Raw genomic sequence first — 20,966 nt, forward strand, 5'->3', positions numbered from 1 at the left:
TACATTTATTAAGCCACAATCCTTTTTTAAGGACGGCGAATATTAGCCACTCAAAAACTGGTTGTCAAGTAACCAATTTCAAAGTACCCAAATTAACCGCAAAATAAAAAGGCTGCCTGAAACAGACAGCCTTTTTCAAAAAGTAAGATTTAAAAATCGATTACTTGATGATTTTAGCTACAACGCCCGCACCAACTGTACGACCACCTTCACGGATCGCGAAACGTAGACCTTCGTCCATCGCGATTGGGTGAATTAGTTCAACAGTCATTTGGATGTTGTCACCAGGCATAACCATTTCAACACCTTCAGGTAGTGCACAAGCACCAGTTACGTCAGTTGTACGGAAGTAGAACTGTGGACGGTAACCTTTAAAGAAAGGAGTGTGACGACCACCTTCATCTTTGCCTAGTACGTATACTTCAGCTTCGAATTCAGTGTGAGGTGTGATAGAACCAGGCTTAGCCAATACTTGACCACGCTGCACATCTTCACGCTTAGTACCACGTAGCAAGATACCACAGTTCTCACCAGCACGGCCTTCGTCAAGAAGTTTACGGAACATCTCAACACCAGTACAAGTTGTTTTAGTTGTATCAACGATACCAACAATCTCAACTTCTTCTTGTACTTTGATGATACCGCGCTCAACACGACCAGTTACAACAGTACCACGACCTTGGATAGAGAATACGTCCTCGATAGGCATGATGAATGCACCGTCGATTGCACGCTCTGGCTCAGGAATGTACTCGTCTAGAGTTTCAACAAGCTTCTTAACAGCTGTTGTACCCATTTCGTTGTCGTCTTGACCATTCAATGCCATCAAAGCAGAACCTGGGATGATTGGAGTATCATCACCTGGGAAGTCGTACTCAGATAGAAGGTCACGCAATTCCATTTCAACCAACTCTAGCATTTCAGCGTATTCTTCAGAATCCGCACCGCCACAGTCTTCAGCAAGTAGGTCAGCTTTGTTTAGGAAAACAACGATGTATGGTACACCAACCTGACGAGAAAGAAGGATGTGTTCACGAGTCTGAGGCATAGGACCGTCAGTCGCACCACATACTAGGATCGCACCGTCCATTTGAGCAGCACCAGTGATCATGTTTTTAACATAATCGGCGTGTCCTGGGCAGTCTACGTGTGCGTAGTGACGAACTGTAGAATCATACTCAACGTGAGAAGTTGAGATAGTGATACCACGCTCACGCTCTTCAGGAGCGTTATCGATACCGTCGAAAGCAACGGCTTCACCGCCGAATACTTCTGCACATACGCGAGTTAGTGCTGCTGTTAGAGTCGTTTTACCGTGGTCAACGTGACCGATAGTACCAACGTTAACGTGTGGTTTATTACGTTCGAACTTTTCTTTTGCCATGATACATACACCTTAAATATTAGTAAGTATGATGATTAATCTTCATTTTTGATGATCGCGTCTGCCACACTAGCTGGTGCTTCAGCGTATTTCTCAAACTCCATTGCATAACTTGCACGCCCTTGCGACAAGCTACGCACGTCAGTTGCATATCCGAACATCTCCCCGAGAGGAACTTCAGCACGAATAATCTTCCCTGACGGGGAATCGTCCATCCCCTGAACAATGCCACGACGACGATTCAGGTCACCCATCACATCACCCATGTATTCTTCAGGAGTTACAACTTCCACTTTCATCACAGGCTCAAGAACACAAGGATCAGCATCCACTGCGCCTTTTCTCAAACCTTGAGAAGCTGCAATTTTAAAGGCCATTTCATTAGAGTCAACATCATGGTATGAACCATCGAACAATACCACCTTCATACCCAATAATGGGTAACCAGCGACGACACCGTTCTTCATTTGCTCTGAAACACCCTTTTCTACTGCAGGGATGTATTCTTTAGGAATAACACCACCAACAATCTCGTTGACGAACTCAAGTCCATCTTTGTCAGATGGAATCAACTTCATCACGACGTGACCGTATTGACCACGACCACCAGATTGACGCACAAATTTGTGGTTAATCACCACTTCTTTGCGAATTTTTTCACGGTAAGACACTTGTGGTTTACCGATATTTGCATCCACCTTAAACTCTCGTTTCATACGATCCACGAGAATATCAAGGTGCAGCTCGCCCATTCCGGAAATAATGGTTTGCCCTGTCTCTTCATGCGTTTCCACACGGAAAGATGGGTCTTCTTGAGCTAATTTTCCTAACGCCACAGCCATTTTTTCCTGATCGGCTTGAGACTTAGGCTCAACCGCAACAGAAATAACCGGCTCTGGAAACTCCATTCGCTCTAGAACAACAACATCATTCATATCGCAAAGTGTATCTCCGGTAGTCACGTATTTCATACCGACCGCAGCCGCTATATCACCCGCCAATACCTCTTTGATCTCTTCGCGATTATTCGCATGCATCTGTACCATTCGACCAATACGCTCGCGCTTCTGCTTAACAGAATTGTAAACCGCATCACCCGACTTTAATGTACCTGAATACACACGAATAAACGTTAATGTCCCAACAAATGGGTCTGTCGCTATTTTAAAAGCCAAGGCTGAAAACGGTGCATCATCATTCGCTTCACGAGCAACGACAGTTTCACCATCTTCAAGCGTGCCTTCAATCGCTTTTACTTCCAGCGGTGAAGGCATGTATTCAACAACGGCATCAAGCACCGCCTGAACACCTTTATTCTTAAAAGCAGAACCACAAGTCACTAACACCACTTCATTATTAAGGGTGCGCGCTCGTAGACCCGCTTTTACATCCTCAACGGACAAATCCCCTTCTTCAAGGTACTTATCCATCAATTCTTCATTTGCTTCTGCTGCGGCTTCCAACATCTGCTCACGCCATTCAGTAGCAACATCAACAAGATCAGCGGGAATATCTTCCAAACGGTAAGTCATCCCCTGATCTTCTTCATTCCACATGATGGCTTTCATCAGCACCAAATCCACCACGCCTTTGAAATCTTCTTCAGCGCCAATGTTAATTTGGATTGGAACAGCATTAGCCCCCAAACGAGACTTTAATTGCTCAACAACAGAAAAATAATCCGCTCCCGTACGATCCATCTTATTGACGAATACCATACGAGGCACTTCATATTTATTTGCCTGACGCCAAACCGTCTCAGTTTGAGGCTGAACGCCAGAAGAACCACAAAGCACAACGACAGCACCATCTAACACACGTAAAGAACGCTCTACCTCAATGGTAAAATCTACGTGTCCAGGCGTATCAATAATATTGATACGGTGCTGATCAAACTGCTGACTCATCCCACTCCAGAAACATGTTGTTGCTGCTGAAGTAATCGTAATACCACGCTCTTGTTCTTGCTCCATCCAATCCATCGTTGCTGCGCCATCATGCACCTCACCGATTTTATGGGATAGACCAGTATAGAAAAGAACGCGTTCAGTCGTCGTCGTTTTACCTGCATCAACGTGCGCACAGATACCGATATTTCGGTAGCGGTTGATAGGGGTTTTACGTGCCACTGTGTATGCTTCTCCGGACGATTAGAAACGGTAGTGAGAGAATGCTTTGTTCGCTTCTGCCATACGGTGAACGTCTTCACGTTTCTTAACAGCAGAACCTTTGTTCTCAGCAGCATCTAGGATCTCGCCTGCTAGACGTAGAGCCATTGATTTTTCACCGCGCTTACGAGAAGACTCAACCAACCAACGCATAGACAATGCTGCACGACGAGCTGGACGTACCTCTACAGGTACTTGGTAGGTAGCACCACCAACACGGCGAGATTTAACCTCAACCATTGGTTGGATAGACTCTAACGCTTTTTCGAAGATAGCCATTGGCTCTTCAGTTTTAGCGCGTTCTGCTACAGTATTTAGGGCACTGTATACAATGTGCTCTGCAACAGATTTCTTGCCACTAACCATTACGTGGTTAATGAATTTTGCAAGCAACTGACTTCCATGCTTAGGATCTGGAAGTACTTCACGCTTAGCGACGACGCGTCTTCTAGGCATTTTTATATCCTCTTCAGGTTAGCCCGAGACAATAGGATTACTGCTCGGCCTTACTGTATTAAAAAATTATTTCTAAACGATGAACTAAGTAATGAAACTTACTTAGGACGTTTAGTACCGTACTTAGAACGGCCTTGCTTACGATTTTGTACGCCTGAAGTATCCAAGCTACCACGTACTGTGTGGTAACGAACACCTGGAAGGTCTTTTACACGACCGCCGCGAATCAGCACTACGCTGTGTTCTTGCAGGTTGTGACCTTCACCACCGATGTAGGAAGTTACTTCGAAGCCGTTAGTCAAACGAACACGACATACTTTACGCAAAGCTGAGTTAGGCTTTTTAGGCGTAGTTGTATATACGCGAGTGCAGACACCGCGGCGTTGCGGACAAGCTTGTAACGCAGGAACGTCACTCTTTGCCACTTTACGTTTACGTGGTTTACGAACCAACTGGTTAACGGTTGCCATTAGACAAGCTCCAAAAATCCAATTCTTATGGCGGAAATCGCCAAAATTAAGGAGGCGCAAGTTTAATTTGCGCCTATAAAACAGTCAATAGGGAGGCGACTAAAAAATCGCCTCCCTATCGATTTAAAGCAAAGAATTAGTCTTTCAGTGCTGCACTTAATGCTTCTTCCACATCAGATGCACTTACTGTAGGACTTCCTTCATTTGCCATTTGCGCAGAATCTTTCTTCTTCTTACGCTCACTGTGGTAAGCCAAACCTGTACCCGCTGGGATCAGACGACCTACAACAACGTTTTCTTTCAAGCCACGAAGATGGTCTTTCTTACCTGTTACCGCACCTTCCGTTAAGACACGAGTTGTCTCTTGGAATGATGCCGCAGAGATGAAGGACTCTGTTGCCAAAGAAGCTTTGGTAATACCTAGCAACACACGCTCAAACTTAGCAGGGAATTTACTCTCTACTTCGGCTTTTTCGTTTGCATCTAGAAGTTGAGTTAACTCAACCTGATCACCTTGGATAAGATCTGTATCACCAGACTCACCCACTTCTACCTTACGTAGCATTTGACGAACGATAACTTCAATGTGTTTATCGTTAATCACAACACCTTGCAAACGATAGACTTCTTGCACTTCATTAGTAATGTAGTCAGCCAAAGCTTCTACACCTTGAAGGCGCAAAATATCGTGTGGGCTCAAAGGACCGTCGGCGATAATCTCACCTTTTGCCACTTCCTCACCATCGAAGATGTTGATTTGACGCCATTTTGGAATCAGCGTCTCAATTGGATCACCGCCATCTTGTGGCGAGATTACCAAGCGAATCTTACCTTTTGTTTCTTTACCGAAACTCACCACACCGCTGGCTTCTGCCATAACAGCTGGATCTTTAGGACGACGCGCTTCAAACAAGTCTGCCACTCGTGGAAGACCACCGGTGATATCCTTGTTACCTTGCGATTCCTGAGGAATACGAGCCAATACTTCACCAGACTTAACCGTTGAACCATGATCCAAGCTCAACAAAGCTTTCTCAGGCAACATGTACTGTACTGGCGAGTCGGTACCAGGAATATGCACTGGATTACCTTCTGCATCGACCACAGAAATCATTGGACGAAGATCTTTACCCGCCGAAGGACGGTCTTTCACTTCCATGACCTCAATGGTAGTCAAACCGGTCATTTCATCAGATTGGCGACGAATGGTGACATTCTCTTCCATTCCGCTGAATTCCAGACGACCTTTCATCTCAGAAACGATTGGGTGAGTGTGTGGATCCCAGTTAGCAACGATCTGGCCAGCTTCAACAGCATCACCTTCACGAACACTCAATACCGCACCATAAGGTAGCTTGTAACGCTCTTTCTCACGACCAGCTTCATCAGCAATTGCCAATTCAGAGGAACGAGACGCCACAACCAAATGACCCGTATCACGTTCAATACTCTTCATTTTATGGAAACGAACAGTACCTGCGCTCTTCACCTGCACACTATCGACAGCAGATGCTCGAGACGCCGCACCACCGATGTGGAAGGTACGCATGGTCAACTGTGTACCAGGCTCACCGATTGATTGCGCTGCCACAACACCGATTGCTTCACCAATGTTAACTTGATGACCACGCGCCAAGTCACGACCGTAACACTTGGCACACACACCATGACGCGTATCACAAGTAATAACAGAACGGATCAACATCTCGTCAACGCCTGCTGCTTCGATATCACGCACATCGTGCTCATCAATCAAAGTACCAGCCGAAAGCACTAGATTGCCTTTGGTGTCATTAACATCTTGCGCAACCACACGACCAAGAACACGCTGGCCTAGAGGAACAACAACATCACCACCTTCGATCATCGCATTCACGACGATACCATTGGTTGACCCACAATCTACTTCAGTGATTACCAAATCCTGCGCAACATCAACAAGACGACGAGTCAGGTAACCAGAGTTCGCGGTTTTCAATGCCGTATCAGCTAGACCCTTACGAGCACCGTGAGTAGAGGTAAAGTACTGAAGTACTGATAGACCTTCACGGAAGTTCGCTGTGATTGGTGTTTCGATGATGGAACCATCTGGTTTCGCCATCAGACCACGCATACCACCTAGCTGACGCATCTGAGCCACACTACCACGGGCGCCGGAGTCGGCCATCATGTAGACAGAGTTAAAAGATTGTTGCTCAACCTCTTCACCGTCTTTATTAATGGTTGTCTCTTTTGCCAAGTTATCCATCATAGCTTCAGTAACGGTTTCATTGGTACGAGACCACAAGTCAATTACCTTGTTGTATTTCTCGCCCTGCGTCACCAAACCATCAGCATACTGATATTCGATTTCTTTTACTTCTTCTTCCGCTTTAGCAATGATTTCTGCTTTTTCTGGCGGAATAACGAAGTCATCTACACCAACCGATGAACCGGATGCTGTTGCGTACGCGAAACCTGTGTACATCAACTGGTCAGCAAAGATACAGCTCTCTTTCAAGCCAACTTTACGGTAACACTCGTTGATTAGGTTAGAGATCGCCTTTTTCTTCATTGGTTGGTTAACCACTGAGAATGGTAGGCCATCTGGCACGACATCAAACAATAAAGCACGACCAACAGTGGTATCTGCAATGAAAGTAGAAGCGACTTTCTCGCCTTCTAGCGTCGTATCAACTTGGTTAATACGTACTTTTACTTTGGCATGCAAATCAACTTGTTTCGCGCCGTATGCACGGTGTACTTCTTTGATGTCAGAAAACGCCATGCCTTCACCTTTGGCATTGATTTTCTCACGTGTCATGTAGTACAAGCCTAATACCACGTCCTGAGAAGGTACGATAATAGGCTCACCGTTTGCAGGTGATAGGATGTTATTCGTCGACATCATCAAAGCACGCGCTTCAAGCTGAGCTTCGATCGTCAAAGGAACGTGAACCGCCATTTGGTCACCGTCAAAGTCAGCGTTGTACGCTGCACAAACTAACGGATGCAATTGGATTGCTTTACCTTCAATCAACATAGGTTCAAACGCTTGGATACCCAAACGGTGAAGTGTTGGTGCACGGTTTAGCATTACTGGGTGTTCGCGGATAACTTCATCAAGAATATCCCACACCTCAGGTGTTTCACGTTCTACCATTTTCTTCGCCGCTTTGATGGTTGTCGCCATGCCGCGCAACTCAAGCTTAGAGAAGATAAATGGTTTAAACAGTTCCAGCGCCATCTTCTTAGGAAGACCACACTGATGTAGACGCAAAGATGGACCTACTGTGATGACAGAACGACCAGAATAGTCTACACGCTTACCAAGTAGGTTCTGACGGAAACGACCTTGCTTACCTTTGATCATGTCTGCCAAAGATTTCAGTGGGCGTTTGTTAGAACCAGTGATAGCACGACCGCGACGACCATTATCAAGCAAGGCATCAACAGACTCTTGCAACATACGCTTTTCGTTACGTACGATGATGTCTGGAGCCGATAGCTCTAATAGACGCTTCAAACGGTTGTTACGGTTGATTACTCGACGGTACAAATCGTTCAAGTCAGATGTCGCAAAACGACCACCCTCAAGCGGCACCAATGGGCGCAGATCAGGCGGAAGAACTGGCAATACATCAAGCACCATCCACTCTGGGTTGTTACCAGAATGATAGAAAGCTTCAACCAATTTCAAACGCTTAGACAGCTTCTTGATACGAGTTTCAGAATTCGTGCTGTTTAGCTCTTCACGCATTCTGTTGATTTCTTCCGGCATATCCAGATCGCGTAGTAGCATCTGAACCGCTTCAGCACCCATGCGGGCATCAAACTCATCACCAAACTCTTCTAGCGCTTCAAAGTATTGCTCATCATTAAGCAATTGACCTTTATCAAGCGTCGTCATACCTGGATCGATCACGATGAAAGACTCGAAGTACAAAACTCGCTCAATATCACGCAAGGTCATATCCATGATAAGACCGATACGGGATGGCAAAGATTTCAGGAACCAAATGTGAGCGACTGGCGATGCAAGCTCGATATGCCCCATGCGTTCACGACGCACTTTAGACAGAGCCACTTCAACGCCACACTTCTCACAAATAACACCACGGTGTTTCAAACGCTTGTATTTACCACACAAGCACTCATAGTCCTTAATAGGACCAAAGATTTTTGCACAGAACAAACCGTCACGTTCTGGTTTGAACGTACGGTAGTTAATGGTCTCAGGCTTTTTAACTTCGCCATAAGACCATGAACGAATCATATCTGGTGATGCCAAGCCAATGCGGATCGCATCAAACTCGTCAGATTGTCCTTGTGATTTTAGAAGACCTAATAAGTCTTTCATGGATATTCGCCCCACTCATAAGGCTGGGGAATAACTTCCCCAGCAGGTCAAATGTGATTCGTGCTTATTCGTTTTCCAACTCGATGTCGATACCAAGAGAACGGATCTCTTTCACCAACACGTTGAAGGACTCAGGCATGCCTGGTTCCATGCGGTGATCGCCATCTACGATGTTCTTATACATCTTAGTACGACCATTCACATCATCCGACTTAACCGTCAACATTTCTTGTAGCGTGTATGCCGCACCGTATGCTTCTAGTGCCCATACCTCCATCTCACCGAAACGCTGACCACCGAACTGCGCTTTACCACCCAGCGGCTGCTGAGTAACCAAGCTGTAAGAACCAGTAGAACGCGCGTGCATCTTGTCATCAACCAAGTGGTTCAATTTCAACATGTACATGTAACCAACCGTAACAGGACGCTCGAAGGCATCACCAGTACGACCGTTGTACAAGGTAACCTGACCACTTTCATTCAAGCCAGCTAGACGCAACATACGTTTAATTTCTGCCTCTTTCGCACCATCAAAGGCACCAGACGCCATTGGAACACCACCTTTAAGGTTGGCTGCCAAGGTTAGAATTTCTTCGTCTGTAAAGCTGTCCAGATCTTCCGTACGTGCACATTGCAAGTCACCTTCATAGCCATTGTAGATTTCATTTAGGAATCCACGTAACTCAGTCACTGCTTCTGCTTTTTCACGCTCTGCCGCAAGCATTTCATTGATCTTGCGACCCAAACCTTTCGACGCCGCACCCAAGTGAGTCTCAAGAACCTGACCAACGTTCATACGCGAAGGAACACCTAACGGGTTCAACACGATGTCCACAGGATCACCGTTCTCATCGTATGGCATGTCTTCTACCGGCATGATTTTAGAGATTACACCCTTGTTACCATGACGGCCGGCCATTTTATCACCAGGCTGAATACGACGTTTAATTGCCACATAAACTTTCACGATCTTAAGAACGCCAGGCGCTAAATCATCACCTGTTTGTAGTTTACGTTTCTTGTCTTCAAATTTCGCATCAAGCTCTTTACGACGCTCGATCAAAGCCGCTTGCGCTTTTTCAAGCTGCTCGCTTGCTTCTTCGTTTGCCACACGAATCTTAAACCACTCTGGGTGATCTAAATTCGCTAGGTAATCCTCAGTGATCACTGCATTACGCGCTAATCCTGGACCACCTTCAGCTTGCTGACCCACTAGGGCTTCAGCCAAACGTTCGAATGTCGCTTTCTCAACAATACGGAATTCTTCGTTCAAGTCTTTACGAACTTGATCCAACTGAGATTTCTCAATGGACTTAGCACGCTCATCTTTCTCGATACCATCACGAGTGAAGACTTGTACGTCGATTACAGTACCGCGAGTACCTGTTTTAACACGCTGAGACGTATCTTTAACGTCCGAAGCTTTTTCACCGAAGATGGCACGCAATAGCTTCTCTTCTGGCGTCAGCTGAGTTTCACCTTTCGGTGTCACTTTACCAACCAGAATATCGCCTGGCTCAACTTCCGCACCGATGTAAACCACACCAGAAGTATCAAGTTTCGATAGCGCACCTTCACCAACATTCGGAATGTCGGCTGTAATCTCTTCAGGCCCAAGCTTAGTATCACGAGCCACACACGTCAGTTCCTGAATGTGGATGGAAGTAAAACGATCTTCCTCAACCACACGCTCAGAAACCAAGATGGAATCCTCGAAGTTAAAACCGTTCCAAGGCATGAAAGCGATACGCATGTTTTGACCAAGAGCCAAATCACCCATATCAACAGAAGGACCGTCCGCCATAATATCGCCAGACGCTACTTTTTCACCCTTCATTACCAAAGTACGCTGATTAATACAGGTATTTTGGTTTGAACGAACGTATTTCGTTAAGCTGTAGATATCCACACCCGCTTCACCAGCTACCGTTTCTTCCGAGTTAACTCGAACAACGATACGACTAGCATCAACAGATTCAATCTCACCACCACGACGTGCAACGATACAAACGCCAGAATCTTTCGCGACGTTTTTCTCCATACCTGTACCGACTACTGGCTTATCTGCCTTAAGTGTTGGTACGGCTTGACGTTGCATGTTCGATCCCATCAAGGCACGGTTGGCATCATCGTGCTCAAGGAATGGAATCAAAGACGCCGCAACAGATACAACCTGGCGTGGCGATACGTCCATCAAGTTTACTTTTTCTTTTGGAATCAAAGTGGTTTCGTGCATATGACGAACCTGAACCAACTCATCAACCAAACGGCCTTCTTCATCTACATTTGCAGACGCTTGGGCAATAACGTATTTCGCTTCATCAATCGCTGAAACGTAAACCGTTTCATCAGTGATCTTGCCATCAATTACTTTACGGTAAGGCGTCTCTAGGAAACCATAGCTGTTAGTGCGAGCATAGGTAGACAAAGAGTTGATCAAACCGATGTTTGGACCTTCCGGAGTTTCGATAGGACAAACACGACCGTAGTGAGTAGCGTGTACGTCACGTACCTCAAAACCAGCACGCTCACGTGTCAAACCACCAGGCCCCAATGCCGAAACACGACGCTTGTGCGTGACTTCAGAAAGCGGGTTGTTTTGGTCCATGAACTGTGACAATTGGCTAGAACCGAAGAACTCTTTGATTGCCGCCGCAACTGGCTTAGCATTCAACAAGTCTTGTGGCATTAGGCCATCAGCTTCTGCCATTGACAGACGCTCTTTAACGGCACGCTCAACACGCACCAAACCAACACGGAATTGGTTTTCTGCCATTTCACCAACAGAACGAACACGACGGTTACCAAGGTGATCGATATCATCAACCATGCCGTTACCATTACGGATATCCAGCAAGGTTTTTAGAACAGCAACGATGTCTTCGTTATCTAGGACACCAGAACCTGTATCTTCATCACGACCAAGACGACGGTTGAATTTCATACGACCAACAGAAGAAAGGTCATAACGATCTTCAGAGAAGAACAAACCTTGGAATAGACCTTCAGCAGATTCTTTGGTTGGTGGCTCGCCTGGACGCATCATGCGATAGATCTCAACCAACGCCTCTAACTGATTGCTAGTCGGATCAATGCGTAATGTATCGGAAATGAATGGACCATTATCCAAGTCATTTGTATACAGGGTTTCCACTTCAGTGATGCCTGAAGAAACCAAAGCCTCTAGAAGATCAACAGACAACTCAGTATTGGCTTCTGCGATTAATTCACCTGTTGATGGGTGAACTAGGTTCTTAGCCGTTACTTTACCAAGCATGTATTCAAGTGGCACAGAAAGACGGTCTAAACCCGCTTTCTCAAGAATACGAATGTGCTTAGCCGTAATACGACGACCTTCTTCAACAATCACTTCGCCATTGCCGTCTGCAATATCAAACAATGCCGTATCACCACGAAGGCGATTCGCAATCAACTCCATCTCAAAACCATCACGATTCAAGTAGAAGCGTGTTGTTTCGAAGAAAGTATCTAAGATTTGCTCTGTACCGCAACCTAATGCACGCAACAAGATGGTTGCAGGCAATTTACGACGACGGTCAATACGAACAAAGACGCAATCTTTTGGATCAAACTCGAAATCCAACCATGAACCACGGTATGGAATGACACGAGCTGAATGTAACAATTTACCTGAAGAGTGTGTTTTACCACGATCGTGATCGAAGAACACACCAGGAGAACGATGCAATTGAGAGACAATTACACGCTCAGTTCCGTTGATAACAAAAGTACCATTGTCTGTCATGAGCGGAATTTCGCCCATGTAAACTTCTTGCTCGCGGATGTCTTTGATGGCCTTGTTAGAGGACTCTTTATCATAAATGATGAGTCGAACTCGAACTCGCAAAGGTGCCGCGTAGGTAACACCACGCAATTGACACTCTTTAACATCAAATACTGGCTTGCCTAAACGGTAATCGACGTATTCTAGCGCCGCATTGCCGGAAAAACTGACCATTGGAAAGACAGATTTAAAGGCCCCATGCAGACCTAATTCCCCACGCTCTGCAATCGCTTTACCTTCTTGCAGAAAGTTGCGATAGGATTCAAGCTGAATTGCCAGCAAGTATGGCACATCCAAAACGGGCGGCAGTTTACCGAAATCCTTACGGATACGTTTTTTCTCAGTGTATGAGTAAGCCATCAGCATTCCCCAGCTTGTGCACATTGACGCAAAAGGCCCAAATCAGGCCTTACCATTGAATGAGAGAAAACTCTCTCATTTTAAAAAATTCTTTTCAGTTTATTTGAGTTTCTGAAACCCAAAAAGGCCGGTGACAATAAAGTCACCAGCCATTTCGACTAGCGGTCGAAATCTGGAAATGCAAGTATCATTACTTGATTTCGACAGATGCACCAGCTTCTTCAAGAGCCGCTTTAAGTGCATCAGCGTCTTCTTTAGAAACGCCTTCTTTAACAGTCGCTGGAGCGCCGTCAACCATGCCTTTAGCTTCTTTCAAGCCAAGACCAGTTGCTGCACGAACAGCTTTGATTACGTTAACTTTCTTATCGCCTGCAGCAGTAAGAACAACGTCAAATTCAGTTTGAGCTTCAGCAGAAGCACCCGCTTCAGCAGCTGGGCCAGCAGCAACAGCAGCTGCCGCAGTTACACCGAATTTTTCTTCCATTGCTTCAATCAGTTCAACAACGTCCATTACAGACATTTCTGCTACTGCATTGATGATATCTTCTTTAGTTAGAGCCATGACTCAGATTCCTAGCATTCTTTATAATCACCCGTAGGTGATAAAACAAAATATTTATCAAGAAGGGATACGGTAAATCGTATTAAGCCGCTTCTTGCTCTTTTTGATCGCGTACTGCTGCAAGAGTACGTACAAACTTGCTGGTTGCGCCCTGCATAACACTCATCAGTTTCGCAATCGCTTCGTCGTATGTAGGCAATGATGCCAAACGATCAATGTCGCCTGCTGCGATCAACTCACCGTTGAACGCTAATGCTTTCACTTCAAACTTGTCGTTTTGTTTCGCGAAAGATTTCAACAAACGAGCCGCCGCACCTGGGTGTTCGTTTGAGAAAGCAATCAACGTTGGACCAACAAAGCTCTCAGTTAAGCACTCGAAGTCAGTACCTTCAACTGCACGGCGAGCCAAAGTGTTACGTACGACACGTACGAATACACCTGCTTCACGCGCTTCTTTACGAAGTGCAGTCATGCTGCTCACGGTAACACCGCGAGAATCAGCAACAACCGCAGACAACGCAGTTTTAGCTACTTCACTAACTTCGGCGACAATGGCTTTTTTGTCTTCTAGACCTAATGCCACTGGTTTTCTCCTGGATTAGCAGGGAACAAGTTCCCCTATTTTTACCAACTCTCCGATAAATCGAAGTACTTGCTGGTGAGTTAGATCCAGTATATCTGAATCGGGCCACACCATCTGCGCAGGACAAATATTTTTCAACATTTGATTAAACGTTTCGTTCCTGCGGTCTTTGACGGCCTGCTCAGTAAACGAATACTAGGCAGACCCCAAAGCGCATGATCTAGAAGCTTACTTAGCTGAGCTAAGCGCACCTAAATCAATTTGTAAACCTGGCCCCATTGTAGAAGACAAGGTTACTTTTTTCAGGTAAACACCTTTAGCAGACGCAGGTTTAGCACGACGTAAGTCAGCCAATAGCGCCTCTAAATTACCCTTGATAGCATCCGCTGCGAACTCGATAGAGCCAACGCCAGTGTGGATGATACCATTTTTATCAGTACGGTAACGAGCTTGACCCGCTTTAGCGTTCTTAACCGCTGTCGCAACATCAGGTGTTACTGTGCCAACTTTTGGGTTAGGCATTAGACCACGAGGACCAAGAACCTGACCCAGTTGACCAACGATGCGCATTGCGTCTGGAGAAGCAATAACCACATCAAAATCCAAGTTGCCAGCTTTAACTTGCTCAGCCAAATCTTCAAAACCTACAACGTCAGCACCCGCTTCTTTTGCAGCTTCAGCATTTGCACCTTGAGCAAATACAGCAACACGTACATCTTTACCTGCACCGTGTGGCAATACAGTCGAACCACGAACAACCTGATCAGATTTACGTGGGTCAACACCTAGATTGATAGAGACATCAACTGACTCTTTAAATTTCACAGTAGAAAGCTCAGACAAAAGAGCAACAGCTTCTTCTACAGAGTACAACTTAGTTGCTTCTACTTTTTCTGCGATCAAGCGAGCGCGTTTAGTTAGCTTAGCCATTAGTTCACACCCTCAACGTCTAGACCCATAGCGCGCGCACTACCAGCAATAGTACGAACTGCTGCATCCATATCAGAAGCAGTCAAATCTTCCTGCTTAGCATTAACAATCTCTTCTAGTTGAGCACGAGTAACCGTACCAACTTTTTGAGTGTTTGGACGTGGAGAGCCGCTCTTGATGCCAGCCGCTTTCTTAAGAAGCACTGCAGCAGGAGTCGATTTCGTTTCAAATGTGAAACTACGGTCATTGTAAACAGTGATGATTACAGGTGTTGGAAGGCCTGGCTCAACGCTTTGAGTTTTTGCGTTGAATGCTTTACAGAATTCCATGATGTTCACACCGTGCTGACCCAATGCAGGACCAACTGGTGGACTTGGGTTCGCTTGACCCGCTTTAACTTGTAGCTTGATATAAGCTTCGACTTTCTTAGCCATTTTAAACTCCAGATGGGTCACAGCCCGAAGGCTACCCGTTTATAGAATCAGGCCTTTTCAACCTGACTAAATTCCAAATCAACCGGCGTAGAGCGCCCAAAAATAAGCACCGCCACCTTGATTCGACTTTTATCGTAATCCACCTCTTCGACAACGCCGTTAAAGTCAGCAAATGGACCTTCGTTAACACGAACCACTTCACCCACTTCAAACAAGGTTTTCGGACGAGGCTTATCAACACCATCGTTAACACGTTGCAGAATTGCATCCGCTTCACGATCAGTGATTGGTGATGGTTTATCTGCCGTTCCGCCAATAAAGCCTAATACGCGAGACGTACCTTTCACCAAATGCCAAGAGTCGTCATTCATATCCATTTGTACTAAAACGTACCCTGGATAGAACTTTCTTTCGCTCTTGCGCTTTTTGCCATCTCGAATCTCAACCACTTCTTCGGTTGGAACCAAGATATCACCAAAATTTTCTTCCTGCCCCATAACCTGCACTCGCTCTAATAGCGAACGCATTACGTGCTTTTCGTACCCTGAGTACGCCTGTACTACATACCATCGTTTGGTCACGAGTAACTCCTAACTAATTACCGAGGACACAATCCAACTAAGGAGCGAGTCCACTCCCCATAGCACGAGGGACATAAAAACAACCACCGCCAATACTATCAAGGTCGTTTGAACTGTCTCTTGTCTAGTTGGCCACACTACCCTACGAATTTCAGTCTTAGCTTCTTTCGCCAAAGTGAAAAAAGCCTTACCTTTCGCAGTCTGAAGCGCGACAAAACCAGCAACAACAGCCAACACCAAAATAGCAATTAAGCGATACAATAGTGATTCGGTCGCATAATAATTATTTCCAATTACGCCAACCGCAACCAACAAAACAACAATCGCCCACTTAAACACGTCTCCGCGAGACGCTTGAGCTTCAGCACTCGAACTCATACTTTAGGTGATCCCTAACTAAGAAATAGGATACGATTAATGGCAGGCCAAGAGGGACTCGAACCCCCAACAGCCGGTTTTGGAAACCGGTGCTCTACCAATTGAACTATTGGCCTACATTCGTATGGGCGGAGGATGATACCTAAACATGCTTGATTAAGCAAGGGTATCTGCCCAAAAAACAGACAATAAAAAAGGCGGTTAAACCACCCATCTTTTGCGAAGAAGAACTGGAGCTCATGAGCAGACTTGAACTGCCGACCTCACCCTTACCAAGGGTGTGCTCTACCAACTGAGCTACATGAGCATTGGAGCGGGTAGCGGGAATCGAACCCGCCTCTTCAGCTTGGAAGGCTGAGGTAATAGCCACTATACCATACCCGCAAATGGTGGAGGGAGGTGGATTCGAACCACCGAAACTTTCGTGGCAGATTTACAATCTGCTCCCTTTGGCCACTCGGGAACCCCTCCACTTACTCAGTGCTATAACGCAACACCCCAAAAGGTGGGAGCCATTATATGAATCACTTTGCTAATTGCAAGCACTAACAAGGATTTTTTTCTATTTTTATCATCATCTTGCTTAAATCAAAGCGTGATAAGAAGACTTGCCAGTCTGCCGGCCTAACCGGTTGCTTAATATCAATTTGATGCAAGGGCACATTGCGAAGATGTTCATAAGTGTCGACCGAATAACCGGTCAGTTTCTCAATTCGCTGACTGGCTTGCTCTGCTCGAGCTTGCGATGAATACAATCCAAGCGAAATGCGATTTTTCATTTCAGCCCGATTAATCACAAAACTGTCAATCGACTTACCTGCCAGGTTTTTCACAATATCACTGGCCTTTTCCGGCGTCTCAGGTGCGGCAATATACAACCAAAACTTGGGCCGCTTGCCGGTGACTTCATTATCGTCATAAGACCACCCCATCTCGGCCAGCTCAGCTTCAACCTCTTTCAGACTCGATTGATGCTCTATTTCCATACGAGGGCACAAAAAAGCCTCTTTGGCCTGAGTTCTTTTCTCGACGACTTTATTTAACGCGTCAACTAAGTCATCGTTTGACACCACACCCGCATTATAATCCTCTTCTGTCACCGCTGGTGCTTCTGATAAAAGATGAATTTTTTCACTAACAGGTGGACCATAAATACTTTCTTTGCTTTGCTCAGGCTGATCCTGAACAAAACTGTGCCAACTCAAAAAAGCGGCATTAATTAAAACAACAAATAGAAAAAGCCACTTCATTTACTGCCTCTTTATTAACTCATCACCAACTATCTTAGCCCCTAAGGCCACTAAGTTTGGTTGATATTCCATTTTGACCTGCAGAGAATCCAGCAAGGCTTTAGCATCTCCCCCCGTGGCTACCCATTTATAATGGGAGTAATCCCGATAAATTCGCTCCAAAAAGCCTAACACCATTTCATGGCAACCTTCCGTTACTGCTCTCGCCGTTGAATTCGGCAGCCCTTCCCCAATAACGACTTCATTTTTTGTGTATCTAATTCTGGCTGTGTTTGAAATCAACGCGGCTTCCATCATAGCTAACCCGGGAGTGATATATCCCCCAAGATGCTTACCATCTTTGTTAACGACATCCACTTTAATAGCTGTACCAACATCTACCACCACAACATCACCTTCAATAAAATGATGTGCCGCCACCACACCAAGCCAACGATCAACACCTAGCCGCTCAGGCTCTTTATACGCATTACTAACTCCGCACTGTATTAACCGACTACTCAATACAATTAAAGCGACATCAGGATATACAAGCTTAACATTCGAGCTAAGCAGTTCACTCTGCTCTTCAGATCGAACACTGGCTAAATAAATCACATCAGGTGTAAAACCAGTCTTTTGAGGGCAAACTTCTTGTCGAAGAACCCACTGTACTTCTGAATCAATAAAAGCGGTAAATTTAACGATCGTATTTCCCGCATCAACAACCAAAACTCTATGCACTGTAAATACCTATTTCAGATCCTAATTGATCAAAAACAAACGCTAAGGATTTACAGCTATTTTTTTGATGTTGCCCGGTTTTATTTCGAATAAGTGCACCCTGCACTACTCCAAATACATCCTCATTTCTCATTATAGTTTTGCTCTTCTTTACACTGTTTAATGCTAATTTTTTTGAACTACTCAGGCTCCTTCATTAAGAACCTAAACTTAAAACCAATAACATATAGCGGTCTAAGGACTGACCGCCAATAAAAGCAAACGCCTTATTTATGACCGTATATCTGATAGAACATAAGACATTTCTAGAATAGCATATCTAGACTGGGTCGCATTATATACGTTAATGCAAGCAATATGACAGAGTATCGACTTTCCCCTCAAAAGATCATGTGAATTTATAAAGGCGCAAATTCAGATAATAAGTGCACCACTCATGGTTGAGTAGGTGGCAAGAGAGAAGACGGCATTCTATCTACAATCACTATGAGTCAGACATAACACAACATCGCGCTCAATATCGAAGAAAGCACTCGGCTAAAAGACAGATATCACTGAGAAGCATGGATTATGTTGAGTTTGGCCTGTCACTTAAATGGAGTCCTGAACAAATAGCAGAAATCAGTCAGTTGATTGGTTAGCCACGAATGGATTTATGACTATGTGCATGAGAGTGTTACTGAAAAACACAAGCGGAAATATATTTCGCAAATCTTTATGCTTCTTGAGAACGCGGATTGAATGAAAGTTTTAATGGTCAGCTCAGTCAATATATTCCAAAAGGAACGGATCTCAGAACTGTGACTAATCAGGAGATTGCGAAGGTGCAAAGGTCGCTAAACCTTAGGTCAAGAAAGTGCCTTGGCTATAAACAACCTGCGGTCGTGTTCGATGAACTACGAAGCGCAGCTTAATTTAGGGAGTAGTGCACTTCAGAGTTGAATTCGCGCCTCTTTAAGCTGATTAAGGAAGGTTAATCTCTTAACACAGAGAGGCCGTTTCTCTGAAAGACCCAAAGGGCATTGGCTAAGCCGTAGCCGGTGAACTTGTTCATACCTGCCTTAAGTAGACCTGCCACTAAAATAAAGAAACTTAAATTAAACAAACAGTTACTTAAGCCTTTTTGAAATCAGAATTCGGGCCAATTAATAATTTTTCCACTCCAATTTTCAAAGGCCTTTGCCAGCCCAATAACCTTAAGATCCTCAAATCGAGGGGCGACAATTTGCAAACCAATAGGGATACCACTTTTTGAAAAGCCACAATTAATCGAACACGCCGGCTGTTCTCCCATATTCCACGGCATCGTAAATGCAATATGCTCAAAAGGTTTTTGTGGGTCATTCGTGGGTGAGGCCCACTCTGCAGGATAAGAGACATTGGGATTAACAGGAGAAAGAATGACATCAACCTCTTGGAACACAGCAGCACAGGCATCACGCATCGCCAATGTACCATCAAAACCAGCAATAACATCAAGAGGGTCCGCTTTGCCTCCTGTTTTTGCCCATTCATAGATATATGGCAAAATAGTTTGGCGTTTTTCTTCGGTCAACTTTAACATCGTGCTCCAAAAACGTGCTCGCCAAAAAACATCTAACCCATCCAACCACTCTCGTTTTAATATTGGCTCTATCTCAATGATCTCAGCACCTTCAGCTTCAAAACGTTTTGCCGCTTCAATTATAGCTGTTTTGACTTCTGGCTCCGCTTCAATACCGCAGCCTGCATCCAACATCAAACCAATTTTCATACCGCGAACGTCTGCAGCGGGCACATTCCAATCCAACGCCTCATAATTAACCGAGGTAGCATCACGCCAATCTGGCCTTGTGATTGTTGGCATTACCATAATGGCATCATCCACTGTACGCGTCATTGGACCTGCAGCACGTCCAGTATAATAAGGATAAATGGGAATACGACCTAAAGTAGGCTTAAAACCAAAAAGCCCCGTCCAACCCGCAGGAAGACGAACTGACCCTCCAATATCCGTTCCAATATGTAACGTACCTAACCCAGCCGCTCCCGCGGACGCCGCACCTGCCGACGAACCTCCAGGGTTTTGTGTCAAGTCCCATGGGTTACGGCTCAAGTTATGAAATGTAGAAAGGCCCGATGACAACATACCGTAATCTGGGCAAGTCGTTTTGGCAAAAATAATAGCGCCGTCTTCTTTTAACCTAGCCGCTGTCGGGGCATCTTCTATAGCCGGTGCTTTATCCGAAGCTGCTGTCCCCAATGGAACAGAGTCACCTTGAGTCGCAATTAATTCTTTAAGGGTCACAGGCACACCATCAAGAGGGCCGCAAGGTTTATTCTTTTGCCAACGTTCCGTAGAAGCTTTCGCTTGCTCTATTGCCCATTCAGGTTTGAAAGCATAAAGTGCGTTTATTTTAGGCTCAACCCTTTCAACACGCTCAATAAGCCAGTTCATGTACTCTGATGGCGTCGTCTCACCACTGACATACGCCTGCAAAAGGGCGCGAGTATTTAGTTCAGAAAAATCAGTCATTTTCTAAAGTCCGTATGATAATAGAGGT

Annotated in this window: 15 protein-coding genes, 4 tRNA genes and 1 pseudogene; 1 reads left to right on the top strand and 19 read right to left on the bottom strand. The window is 45.2% G+C overall.

What is annotated here, in order from left to right; translation table 11 throughout:
• Window positions 1-160: 160 nt before the first annotated feature.
• The 18 genes from tuf to MAR181_RS17130 all read right to left on the bottom strand — a co-directional run bounded on the left by tuf (window position 161) and on the right by MAR181_RS17130 (window position 18,423).
• On the bottom strand, window positions 161-1,384 hold the full coding sequence (gene tuf / locus MAR181_RS17045; protein WP_013797843.1) for an elongation factor Tu: 1,224 nt from the start codon (window positions 1,382-1,384) through the stop codon (window positions 161-163).
• A 35-nt stretch (window positions 1,385-1,419) separates the two neighbouring features.
• Window positions 1,420-3,513: an elongation factor G gene (gene fusA, locus MAR181_RS17050; protein WP_013797844.1), complete on the bottom strand. Its 2,094-nt coding sequence runs from the start codon at window positions 3,511-3,513 to the stop codon at window positions 1,420-1,422.
• Window positions 3,514-3,534: 21 nt separating this feature from the next.
• Window positions 3,535-4,008 carry a 30S ribosomal protein S7 gene (gene rpsG, locus MAR181_RS17055; RefSeq protein ID WP_013797845.1) on the bottom strand — a complete coding sequence of 158 codons (474 nt, stop codon included), beginning with the start codon at window positions 4,006-4,008 and terminating at the stop codon, window positions 3,535-3,537.
• A gap of 98 nt (window positions 4,009-4,106) precedes the next feature.
• Window positions 4,107-4,478 (bottom strand): 30S ribosomal protein S12, encoded by a 372-nt coding sequence (gene rpsL, locus MAR181_RS17060; protein WP_013659444.1) that lies wholly within the window; start codon window positions 4,476-4,478, stop codon window positions 4,107-4,109.
• Between the two features lie 136 nt (window positions 4,479-4,614).
• A complete protein-coding gene (gene rpoC, locus MAR181_RS17065; RefSeq protein WP_013797846.1) occupies window positions 4,615-8,817 on the bottom strand; it encodes a DNA-directed RNA polymerase subunit beta' in 4,203 nt (1,400 codons plus the stop codon).
• A gap of 64 nt (window positions 8,818-8,881) precedes the next feature.
• The gene (rpoB, locus tag MAR181_RS17070; RefSeq protein ID WP_013797847.1) at window positions 8,882-12,982 is read right to left on the bottom strand and encodes a DNA-directed RNA polymerase subunit beta; all 4,101 of its coding nucleotides are present in this window, start codon (window positions 12,980-12,982) and stop codon (window positions 8,882-8,884) included.
• A 190-nt stretch (window positions 12,983-13,172) separates the two neighbouring features.
• Window positions 13,173-13,544: a 50S ribosomal protein L7/L12 gene (gene rplL / locus MAR181_RS17075; protein WP_013797848.1), complete on the bottom strand. Its 372-nt coding sequence runs from the start codon at window positions 13,542-13,544 to the stop codon at window positions 13,173-13,175.
• Between the two features lie 82 nt (window positions 13,545-13,626).
• Window positions 13,627-14,127 carry a 50S ribosomal protein L10 gene (rplJ, locus tag MAR181_RS17080; protein ID WP_013797849.1) on the bottom strand — a complete coding sequence of 167 codons (501 nt, stop codon included), beginning with the start codon at window positions 14,125-14,127 and terminating at the stop codon, window positions 13,627-13,629.
• 228 nt (window positions 14,128-14,355) lie between these two features.
• Window positions 14,356-15,057, bottom strand: a complete 702-nt coding sequence (gene rplA / locus MAR181_RS17085) for a 50S ribosomal protein L1 (RefSeq protein ID WP_013797850.1) — start codon at window positions 15,055-15,057, stop codon at window positions 14,356-14,358.
• The gene (gene rplK, locus MAR181_RS17090) at window positions 15,057-15,491 is read right to left on the bottom strand and encodes a 50S ribosomal protein L11 (RefSeq protein WP_013797851.1); all 435 of its coding nucleotides are present in this window, start codon (window positions 15,489-15,491) and stop codon (window positions 15,057-15,059) included. The genes rplA and rplK overlap by 1 nt, the downstream gene beginning before the upstream one ends.
• A gap of 47 nt (window positions 15,492-15,538) precedes the next feature.
• A complete protein-coding gene (gene nusG / locus MAR181_RS17095) occupies window positions 15,539-16,072 on the bottom strand; it encodes a transcription termination/antitermination protein NusG (RefSeq protein WP_013797852.1) in 534 nt (177 codons plus the stop codon).
• A gap of 9 nt (window positions 16,073-16,081) precedes the next feature.
• On the bottom strand, window positions 16,082-16,450 hold the full coding sequence (gene secE, locus MAR181_RS17100; protein ID WP_013797853.1) for a preprotein translocase subunit SecE: 369 nt from the start codon (window positions 16,448-16,450) through the stop codon (window positions 16,082-16,084).
• Between the two features lie 40 nt (window positions 16,451-16,490).
• Window positions 16,491-16,566, bottom strand: a tRNA-Trp gene (locus MAR181_RS17105).
• Between the two features lie 115 nt (window positions 16,567-16,681).
• Window positions 16,682-16,757, bottom strand: a tRNA-Thr gene (locus MAR181_RS17110).
• A 2-nt stretch (window positions 16,758-16,759) separates the two neighbouring features.
• Window positions 16,760-16,834 (bottom strand) — tRNA-Gly (locus MAR181_RS17115).
• Between the two features lie 3 nt (window positions 16,835-16,837).
• Window positions 16,838-16,921: transfer RNA gene (locus MAR181_RS17120), tRNA-Tyr, on the bottom strand.
• A gap of 74 nt (window positions 16,922-16,995) precedes the next feature.
• Window positions 16,996-17,700, bottom strand: coding sequence for an SPOR domain-containing protein (locus MAR181_RS17125; protein ID WP_013797854.1), 705 nt, complete (start codon window positions 17,698-17,700; stop codon window positions 16,996-16,998).
• Window positions 17,701-18,423: a type III pantothenate kinase gene (locus MAR181_RS17130; RefSeq protein ID WP_013797855.1), complete on the bottom strand. Its 723-nt coding sequence runs from the start codon at window positions 18,421-18,423 to the stop codon at window positions 17,701-17,703.
• A gap of 692 nt (window positions 18,424-19,115) precedes the next feature.
• On the opposite strand from MAR181_RS17130, the pseudogene MAR181_RS18770 reads away from it, so the two are divergent.
• Window positions 19,116-19,337 (top strand): annotated as a pseudogene (locus tag MAR181_RS18770) (transposase); the annotation flags it as partial.
• Between the two features lie 215 nt (window positions 19,338-19,552).
• Here the strand turns inward: MAR181_RS18770 and MAR181_RS17135 are convergent.
• Complete coding sequence (locus MAR181_RS17135; RefSeq protein ID WP_013797857.1) at window positions 19,553-20,938, bottom strand: amidase; 1,386 nt, start codon at window positions 20,936-20,938, stop codon at window positions 19,553-19,555.
• Window positions 20,939-20,966 lie beyond the last annotated feature (28 nt).

The sequence above is a fragment of the Marinomonas posidonica IVIA-Po-181 genome, assembly GCF_000214215.1.
Taxonomy (GTDB): domain Bacteria; phylum Pseudomonadota; class Gammaproteobacteria; order Pseudomonadales; family Marinomonadaceae; genus Marinomonas; species Marinomonas posidonica.